11 protein-coding genes are annotated in these 8,690 nt (G+C 72.0%); 7 read left to right on the top strand and 4 right to left on the bottom strand.

Annotated elements, in window-relative coordinates:
- A partial coding sequence (locus ACXJKL_RS08435) for a CarD family transcriptional regulator (RefSeq protein ID WP_457206615.1) occupies positions 1 to 109 on the bottom strand: 109 nt, incomplete at its 3' end.
- 215 nt (positions 110 to 324) lie between these two features.
- Here ACXJKL_RS08435 and ACXJKL_RS08430 point away from each other — a divergent pair.
- From ACXJKL_RS08430 to ACXJKL_RS08420, 3 genes are all read left to right on the top strand, one after another.
- Positions 325 to 1,065: a UbiA family prenyltransferase gene (locus ACXJKL_RS08430; RefSeq protein ID WP_457206614.1), complete on the top strand. Its 741-nt coding sequence runs from the start codon at positions 325 to 327 to the stop codon at positions 1,063 to 1,065.
- Between the two features lie 21 nt (positions 1,066 to 1,086).
- Positions 1,087 to 1,608, top strand: a complete 522-nt coding sequence (locus ACXJKL_RS08425; RefSeq protein ID WP_457206613.1) for a hypothetical protein — start codon at positions 1,087 to 1,089, stop codon at positions 1,606 to 1,608.
- Between the two features lie 62 nt (positions 1,609 to 1,670).
- Positions 1,671 to 2,414, top strand: a complete 744-nt coding sequence (locus ACXJKL_RS08420; protein WP_457206612.1) for a phosphoglyceromutase — start codon at positions 1,671 to 1,673, stop codon at positions 2,412 to 2,414.
- Between the two features lie 18 nt (positions 2,415 to 2,432).
- On the opposite strand, the gene phoU is transcribed toward ACXJKL_RS08420, so the two are convergent.
- Complete coding sequence (gene phoU, locus ACXJKL_RS08415) at positions 2,433 to 3,089, bottom strand: phosphate signaling complex protein PhoU (RefSeq protein ID WP_457206611.1); 657 nt, start codon at positions 3,087 to 3,089, stop codon at positions 2,433 to 2,435.
- A 133-nt stretch (positions 3,090 to 3,222) separates the two neighbouring features.
- On the opposite strand from phoU, the gene ACXJKL_RS08410 reads away from it, so the two are divergent.
- The 4 genes from ACXJKL_RS08410 (at position 3,223) to ACXJKL_RS08395 (ending at position 6,885) form a co-directional block, all read left to right on the top strand.
- A complete protein-coding gene (locus ACXJKL_RS08410) occupies positions 3,223 to 4,476 on the top strand; it encodes a sensor histidine kinase (RefSeq protein WP_457206610.1) in 1,254 nt (417 codons plus the stop codon).
- Positions 4,473 to 5,150, top strand: coding sequence for a response regulator (locus tag ACXJKL_RS08405; protein ID WP_457206609.1), 678 nt, complete (start codon positions 4,473 to 4,475; stop codon positions 5,148 to 5,150). The genes ACXJKL_RS08410 and ACXJKL_RS08405 overlap by 4 nt, the downstream gene beginning before the upstream one ends.
- Before the next feature lie 87 nt (positions 5,151 to 5,237).
- Positions 5,238 to 6,137 (top strand): DMT family transporter, encoded by a 900-nt coding sequence (locus ACXJKL_RS08400; protein ID WP_457206608.1) that lies wholly within the window; start codon positions 5,238 to 5,240, stop codon positions 6,135 to 6,137.
- Between the two features lie 82 nt (positions 6,138 to 6,219).
- A complete protein-coding gene (locus tag ACXJKL_RS08395; RefSeq protein ID WP_457206607.1) occupies positions 6,220 to 6,885 on the top strand; it encodes a hypothetical protein in 666 nt (221 codons plus the stop codon).
- A 20-nt stretch (positions 6,886 to 6,905) separates the two neighbouring features.
- Here the strand turns inward: ACXJKL_RS08395 and ACXJKL_RS08390 are convergent, their stop codons facing one another.
- The gene (locus ACXJKL_RS08390) at positions 6,906 to 7,424 is read right to left on the bottom strand and encodes a YbjN domain-containing protein (RefSeq protein WP_457206606.1); all 519 of its coding nucleotides are present in this window, start codon (positions 7,422 to 7,424) and stop codon (positions 6,906 to 6,908) included.
- Positions 7,421 to 8,668: a D-inositol-3-phosphate glycosyltransferase gene (mshA, locus tag ACXJKL_RS08385; protein ID WP_457206605.1), complete on the bottom strand. Its 1,248-nt coding sequence runs from the start codon at positions 8,666 to 8,668 to the stop codon at positions 7,421 to 7,423. Before mshA ends, ACXJKL_RS08390 begins: the two co-directional genes overlap by 4 nt.
- Positions 8,669 to 8,690: the final 22 nt, after the last annotated feature.

The following is an 8,690-nucleotide window of genomic DNA, read 5'->3' as shown; positions in this document are numbered from 1 at the left end:
GTACGAGGTATTGACGGTCCTCGCCCTTGATGGTCCGCATCTCGATGTCCTCGATGACTGCGGCCCCGTGATTCGGGTAGACAACCGTTTCGCCGACGGTGAAAGTCATGTACTTGTACCCCTCTTTCTAGGTGACCAGTCTAACACGCGTTCCCGACACCTCCGACATCGTTTGTGCAGGTCAGGTGGCATGCGCGGGCTTGACAGACGTTGGATCGTATGGTGCGGGCACCCCTTCGGAGGGGTGCGTCGGGGCGGTCGACGGCTCGGCGAATCCGACGCAGATGACCGCGCCGGTCCTCCGTCTGGTCGATACTGCGGGGCATGTCGACCCAGGCCGGACCCGCTCGTCGCGGCTTCCCCCTCGCGCGCAGCCTGCCGGTGCTGCTCCTGCGAGCCGCCCACCCGCGACAGGCCGTGCTGACGGCCCTCGGGATGGGCGCCGCGGCCGGCCTCGCCGGTCGCCCGCTGCGCGAGGTCGGGCTGGTGGTGGGCACCGTGCTGGTGGGCCAGTCCATCCAGGGCTGGGACAACGACCTGGTCGACCGCGAGGGGGACGCGCGCCACGACCTGCCGGGCAAGCCGCTCGCCCAGGGGCTGCTGGACCCCGGCACGGTGTGGTTCACGCTGATCTGCGCGGTGCTGGTCGTCGTACCCCTCTCCATCTCCGCCGGCCCGGTCGCGGGCGCCTGCTACCTGGCCGCCGTCGGCGTGGGCGTCCTCGCCAACCGCGTGCTGCGCGGCAGCGTGCTCTCCTGGCTGCCCTGGGCGGTCCAGTTCGCCCTCTACCCGGCCTACCTGGCGTACGGCGGGTGGAACGGCCAGGGCACCGGGACGCCACCGACCGTCGCGATGACGGTGCTGGCCGCTCTGCTCGGCGTCGGGGTGCACGTCCTGCGCGCCCTGCCGGGCCTCGTCCCGGACAACCGGGACGGCCGGCGCCACCTCCCGCTGCGGATCGCGCTGCGCACCGGGGCCCCTCGACTCCTGGTGCTGGCCGGCGTCTTCACGGGGCTCGTGGTCGTCGCACTGCTGGTTGTCGGGCAGGCCGTCGGCCTGACCTGAGTCGACGCTACGCTGTGCGCCATGCAGCTCCGACGCTCCTTCGCGCTCACCGCCGCCGCGCTGGCCCTCATCGCGCCGGCCCTGACGTCGTGCGGGTTCGACAAGGCCACCGACCGCTACTACACGCCCGCCAACGGCGCCAACAACCGCGACGGTGACGTCGACGTGCTGGGCGCCGTGGTCGTGTCCACCGAGCCCGGGTCCGGCACCTTCATCGCGTCCCTGTCCAACAACTCCACCACGGAGCCCGCGTCCCTCACGGAGATCACCCCCACCGAGGGCGGCGACCTGACGGTGGCCGACTTCGAGCCGATCGAGATCGCGCCCGGGTCCCTGGTCAACCTCGCCGACCCGCCCGCCGACCTCACCCTCACCGGCGAGTTCGAGGCCGGTGACTTCGTCAAGGTCTCGCTCGGCTTCGACAACGGCGAGACCACATCGGTCGAGGTCCCGGTCGTGCCCAACGCCGGCTACTTCGAGGGCCTCGACGGAGAGCCGGCCCCCGCCGACGAGCCGAGCGACACCGAGTCCGCCACCCAGTGACCACCGCCCGCCAGTGATCCCCGCCCGCCAGTGATCCCCGCCCGCACGGAGGAGACCCACCCATGACGTACACCCTCGTCCTGCTCCGCCACGGCGAGAGCGAGTGGAACGCCAAGAACCTCTTCACCGGCTGGGTCGACGTCGACCTCACCGACAAGGGTCGCGCCGAGGCGGTCCGCGGAGGGGAGCTGCTGGTCGAGGCCGGGCTGCTCCCGGACGTCGTGCACACCTCGCTGCAGCGTCGCGCCATCACCACCGCGCACCTGTCCCTCGACGCCGCCGACCGGCACTGGATCCCGGTCAAGCGCTCCTGGCGCCTCAACGAGCGCCACTACGGAGCACTCCAGGGCAAGGACAAGAAGCAGACCCTCGAGGAGTACGGCGAGGAGCAGTTCATGCTCTGGCGCCGCTCCTTCGACACCCCGCCGCCGCCCATCGCGGACGACGACGAGTTCTCCCAGGTCGACGACCCCCGCTACGCCCACCTCGGTGAGGAGATGCCGCGCACCGAGTGCCTCAAGGACGTCATCGCGCGCTTCCTGCCCTACTGGGAGGCCGAGATCGTGCCCGATCTCGAGGCCGGGAGGACCGTGCTCGTCGCCGCGCACGGCAACAGCCTGCGCGCCCTGGTCAAGCACCTCGACGGCATCTCCGACGAGGACATCGCCGGGCTCAACATCCCCACCGGCATGCCGCTGGTCTACCGCCTCGACGAGTCGCTGGCGCCCACGGTCCCGGGCGGCGAGTACCTCGACCCCGAGGCGGCTGCCGCCGCCGCGGCCGCCGTCGCCAACCAGGGGCGCTGAGCCCCCGGCGTACGCCGGTCAGTCGCCGTTGCGGCTGACCTGCTGGCCGGTGACGACGAAGACGATCCGGTTCGCCACCGAGACCGCGTGGTCGGCGATCCGCTCGTAGTAGCGGCCCAGCAGGGCGATGTCGACGGCCGCCTCGACGCCGTGCGACCAGTCGTCGCTGAGCAGCTGCACGAACGAGCGGCGGCGCAGCTGGTCCATGATCTCGTCGTCGCGTCCGAGCTCGATGGCGGCCTCGACGTCCCGCTCGGTGATGATCGCGTGGACCCGCCGGACCATGTCCTCGGCCACGTCGGCCATCCGCTCCAGGGTCGGCCGGATCTCGTCGGGCACGGCCACGTTGGGCACCCGCAGCCGGGCGATCTTGGCGACGTGGACCGAGAGGTCGCCCATCCGCTCGAGCTCGCTGACCATCCGCAGGGCCGACACGATCATCCGCAGGTCGCCGGCGACGGGCTGCTGGAGGGAGAGGAGCGCGAAGGCGTTGTCCTCGATCCGCTCGCGGTTGTCGTCGATCGCCTGGTCGGCGCTGATGACCTGCTCCGCGGTGGCCGCGTCGCCGCTGAGCAGCGCCTCGGTCGCACGGCGTACGGCCACCTCCACCTGGCCGCAGATCTCGGCGAGGTCGGTGAAGATGGCATCGAGCTGGTCCTGGAAGGCCTCACGCATGGACCGCAGCCTAGGTGGCCCGGCGTGGCCTCCCGACCGCCTGCGGTGAACGCGTGGTGAACAGTGGGCACAGGACTGGCTGCGAGGCGTCCAGCGGCGGATCGTGGGGGGTCTACGTGCGTACGATCGAGCCGTGGACCCGACGACCCAGGCAGCGCTGGCAGCCGTCATGGGAGCGATCGTCGCCGGTGGCGCCGTGCTCGCCTGGCACATCAGCGACCACCAGCAGCGCCGCGTCCCGCACGTCGAGGAGCCCCTGGTGCCGCCGGGTGTGGCCGCCGTGCTGTCGGTCCTGCGCTCCTCGGCCGTGGTCGTGGACGCCGAGGACCACGTCCTCAAGGCCTCCGCCCCGGCGTACGCCTTCGGGCTGGTGCGCGGCAACGAGGTCCTCGTCGAGGACCTGCGCGACCTGATCCACGTCGTACGCCGCGACGGGCAGATCCGCGAGGCCGAGATGGAGCTGGCCGGGGACCGCTCGTCGGCCCGCACCGTCGTCGCGCGGGTCGCTCCCCTGGGCTCGCGGCTGGTGCTGGCACTGGTGGAGGACCGCACCCGCGAGCGCCGGGTCGAGGCCGTGCGCCGCGACTTCGTGGCCAACGTCAGCCACGAGCTCAAGACGCCGGTCGGCGCCATCCGGCTGCTCGCCGAGGCCGTCGACGAGGCGGCCGACGACCCCGAGGCCGTGCAGCGCTTCGCCCGCCGGATGCTGCACGAGAGCGACCGGCTGTCCCGGCTGGTCCAGCAGATCATCGAGCTGTCGCGCCTGCAGGGCGACGACCCGCTGGAGATGCCGGTGCAGGTGCGCCTCGACGACGTGGTGGCGGCCGCCGTCGACCACAGCGCCATCGACGCCGCCGCCAAGGACATCACCCTGGTGTCCCGCGGGGACCAGGGCCTGGAGGTCTTCGGCTCGGCGGAGCAGATCGGCGCCGCCGTCAGCAACCTGGTGGCCAACGCGGTGCACTACTCCAACGGGGGCTCCCGGGTGCTCGTGAGCACCCGGTCGATGGGCGACACCGCGCAGATCTCGGTGGTCGACCAGGGCATCGGCATCCCCGCGCGGGAGATCGGCCGCATCTTCGAGCGCTTCTACCGCGTCGACCCGGCACGCCACCGCTCCACMGGCGGCACCGGCCTCGGGCTCTCCATCGTCAAGCACGTCGCCGCCACCCACGGAGGCGACGTCAGCGTGTGGTCGGTCGAGGGCCAGGGCTCCACGTTCACCCTCACCCTCCCCCTCAGCTCGCAGTCGAGCACCCGGCTCGCCGGTCCCACCGCGCCCGTCACGGTGGTCGCCCCGCGCGACACGTCCGGTCGCCCCACGCCCCAGTCCCGTTCCGTCCCCGACCGACCGGTCGCGGACACAACCCAGGAGGTTCGCCCGTGACCCGGGTACTCGTCGTCGAGGACGAAGAGAGCTACAGCGACGCGCTCGCCTACATGCTCCGCAAGGAGGGCTACGAGGTGGCGATCGCCGCGGACGGCAACAGCGCGCTCACCGAGTTCGAGCGCAACGGGGCCGACATCGTGCTCCTCGACCTGATGCTCCCGGGCCTGCCCGGCACGGAGGTCTGCCGGGCGATCCGCCAGACGTCCAGCGTGCCGGTGATCATGGTGAGCGCCAAGGACGACGAGGTCGACAAGGTCGTCGGGCTCGAGCTGGGCGCCGACGACTACGTCACCAAGCCGTACTCGCCCCGGGAGCTCGTCGCCCGCATCCGCGCCGTGCTGCGCCGCGGCGCCGAGCCGGACCTGGCGCCCGACACCCTGGAGGCCGGCCCGGTCCGGATGGACGTCGAGCGCCACGTCGTCACCGTGGACGGCACCGAGCAGCGGCTGCCGCTCAAGGAGTTCGAGCTCCTCGAGATGTTCCTGCGCAACCCCGGCCGGGTGCTCACCCGCGGCCAGCTCATCGACCGCGTGTGGGGCTCCGACTACGTCGGCGACACCAAGACCCTCGACGTGCACGTCAAGCGGCTGCGCGCCAAGCTCGAGCCGGACCCGAGCGAGCCGAAGTTCCTCGTCACCGTGCGGGGGCTGGGCTACAAGCTCGACCTGTGACCTCGTGGTGAGGTCCCGGCGGGATCTCGTCGTACGACGTCCGAAACCCGCATGTGCGCCGGTCATGGGCGTCCGTACTCTTGACCGGTGACCACCACCATCGACGTCTCCCCCGCCCCCACCCGCACCTGGCTCCCGCTCGCGGCCGTGGCCACCACGCTGGTGCTGTGGGCGAGCGCGTTCGTCGGGATCCGCCACCTCGGGGAGAGCGTGCCCCCCGGCAGCCTCAGCCTGGCGCGGCTGCTCGTCATGGTGCTGGCCCTGCTGGTGCTGATGCGCGGGCGCATCCCGCGGCTGCCGACGCGGCGGGAGTGGCCGCTCATCGTCGCGGGCGGCGCGAGCTGGTTCGGCGTCTACAACCTCGCGCTCAACGAGTCCGAGCGGCGCATCGACGCCGCCACGGCGGCCCTGCTGGTGCAGATCGGCCCGATCCTGGTGGCCCTCCTGGCGACCTTCTTCCTGGGCGAGCGACTCACCCGCTGGGTGGTGACCGGCATGGCGGTCGGCTTCGGCGGCGTGGTGCTGATCGGGCGCGCGACCTCCAGCGGCGGCAACGGCGACCTCGTCGGCGTCCGCCTCGCGGTGGTCGCGGCCGTGACGTTCGCCGTCGGCGTGCTCACCCAGAAGAAGCTGCTGCCGACCATCCGTCCCCTCGACCTCACCTTCTGGTACGCCGTCGTGGGCGCCGCGGTCTGCCTGCCGTGGTCCGGTGAGCTGGTCGGGGTCGTCGGCGACGCGAGCGCCGACACGATCTGGTGGATCGTCTACCTCGGCATCTTCCCGAGCGCGATCGCGTTCACCACCTGGGCCTTCGCGCTGTCCCACGCGGACGCCGGGAAGTTCGCCCAGTCGACCTTCCTGGTGCCGTTCGTGACGGCCCTGATGGCCTGGCTGCTGCTCGCCGAGGTGCCCCCGCTGCTGTCCTTCGTGGGCGGGGCGCTGTGCATCGCGGGCGTGCTGCTGGCGCGGCGTACCGCCCGTGTCTGAGGACCGCGGGCATCGCTTCGGCAAAGGCGACTAGCACAGAGTGTCGATTGCCCCCCGACGGTCAGGGGCGGACCGTCGAAAGATGGACACTTCATACTGGTCGCGACTGCGACACTCCCTCATCTCTCCACAGATGGGGGTAGCGCTTCTCGTGCTCTGCCTGGCGGTCGGAGGGACGGYGTACGCGGCCTCCCAGATCACCGGCAAGCAGATCGCCAACGGCACGATCACCTCGGCCGACATCAAGGACAAGACCCTCAAGACCAAGGACATCTCCAAGAAGGCGAAGGACTCGCTGCGCGGACAGACCGGACCCAAGGGCGCCCAGGGCGTGCAGGGCGTGCCCGGCCCCAGCAACGCCTTCGCCGTCCGTCGCAGTGACGGCCTGCCCACTCCTCAGGCGGCGGGAGCGACGGTCGGGGTGAAGCAGCTCGTGCTGGCCCCCGGCAACTACACGGTCGTCTCCAAGATCGGCATCGACGACACGTCCGGCGCGCCCAGGACCGTCGAGTGCCAGATGCTCATCGGCGCCGCGATCGTGGACAGCACGTTCGTGACGGTCAGCGGGACGGCCGGCGGGTGGGTGTGCCCCAACATGGCGGCCCTCACGCTCACCGCGGCGACCACCACGGTCGGCGTCCGGGTGCTCACGCCCGCGGCGAGCCAGGTCCGGCTGCTGCCCAACGCGGTCATCATGGCCACCCGGGTGGGGTCGCTGACCTCCACCTCGAGCGGTGGCGTCGGCTGAGCCATCAGGTCGGGACCGGCTCAGGACCCCGCCTCGGGGTCCGGGTCCGTCCCGGCCTCGAGCCAGCCCCGGAAGGCGTCGAGGTTGCGGGTCGACTCCCCGCGGGAGAGCCGCCACTCCCACTCCTTGCGGATCGAGGTCGCGAAGCCGAGCTCGAGGATGGCGTTGAAGGACTCGTCGGCGTGCGAGAGCACGGAGCCGAGGAGGCGGTCGAGCTCGTCGTCGGTGACCGCGGACAACGGCAGCCGGGCGTCGAGGTAGATGTCGCCGGTGTGGTCGACGGCGAAGGCCACGGCGTACATCCGCAGGTTGCGCTCGAGCAGCCAGCGGTAGACGCGCGCGTGGTTCTCGTCGGGGTTGCGGCACACGAAGGCGTGCACCCCCAGCGCGTGCTCGCCGACGTCGAGGCGGACCGGCGTCTGGAGCTTCTTCTCCCCCGGCAGGGTCAGCGAGAAGACGCCCGGCCGGTCCTCGACGTGCTCGATCCCGTTGCCCTCGAGGTAGCCACGGATGGTGTCGGCGACGTCGGGGTGGCTCACACCGTCATCTCATCACGCATCAGCGTGCGCGCCGCGCGGTAGGCCCCGACCGTGCGCTCGGCCGTGCGCTCCCACGAGAACTCCCGCGCCTGCGCCAGCGCACCCTCGCCGAGGCGCGCGGTCAGCGCCGGGTCGTCGATGAGCCGACGCAGGGCGGCGGCCCAGTCGCGCGGCTCGTGACCGTCGACGAGCAGCCCGCTGCGGCCGTCCGCGACCACCGTCGTCAGGCCGCCCACGGCGGCGGCGACCACGGGCGTGCCGGTCGCCTGCGCCTCGGCGGCGACGAGGCCGAACGACTCGTTGTACGACGGCACGGCGACCGCCGTGGACGCGGCGCACCACCGGGCCAGCTCGTCCTGGGCCACCGGCGGGACGAACCGCACGACCCCGTCGAGGCCGAGCTCGTAGGAGAGCTGGGCGAGCGACTCGGGATGCTCGAGCCCGCTGCCGGACGGCCCGCCGACGACGGGGACGACGAGCCGCGAGCGCAGCGACGGGTCCTGGTCGAGCAGCACCGAGACCGCCCGCAGCAGCACGTCGGGCGCCTTGAGCGGCTGGATGCGCCCGGCGAACATCAGCACGGTCGCGTCGGCCGGCAGGTCGAGGTCGCGCCGCGCCTGCGCGCGGTCCATCGGCCGGAAGACGTCGAGGTCGACGCCCGGGTGGATCACCTCCACGCGCGTCGGGTCGGCGTCGTACAGGTCGATGAGCTGGGTGGCCTCGAGGTCGGTGTTGGCGACCAGCAGGTCGGCGGCCTGGACGACCTGCTCCTCACCGATCAGCCGCGCCGCCGGCTCGGGGGTGTCGCCCTCGGCGAGCGCGGCGTTCTTGACCTTGGCCATGGTGTGCATGGAGTGCACCAGCGGCACCTGCCAGCGGTCGCGCGCCAGCGCACCCACCTGCCCGGAGAGCCAGTAGTGGGAGTGCACGACGTCGTAGTGGCCGAGCGGGTGGGCCGCCTCGGCGCGCAGCACCTCCCGGGCGAACGTGCACAGCTGGCCGGGCAGCTCGGCCTTGGTCAGCCCCTCGAAGGGCCCCGCCGCGACGTGGCGCACCAGGACCGCGCCGTCGGTGCCGGGGACCTCGACCACCGGTGGCAGCGACGACGACGTGGCGCGGGTGAAGACGTCGACCGCGATGCCCTGACGCGCCAGCCGCCGGGACAGCTCGATGACGTAGACGTTCATGCCACCCGCGTCACCCGTCCCGGGCTGGTCGAGCGGCGAGGTGTGCAGGCTGATCATGGCGACCCGGTCCACTCAGGCG

This window comes from Nocardioides sp. P5_C9_2 (assembly GCF_054049555.1).
This window is presented reverse-complemented; position numbering and strand designations above follow the sequence as displayed.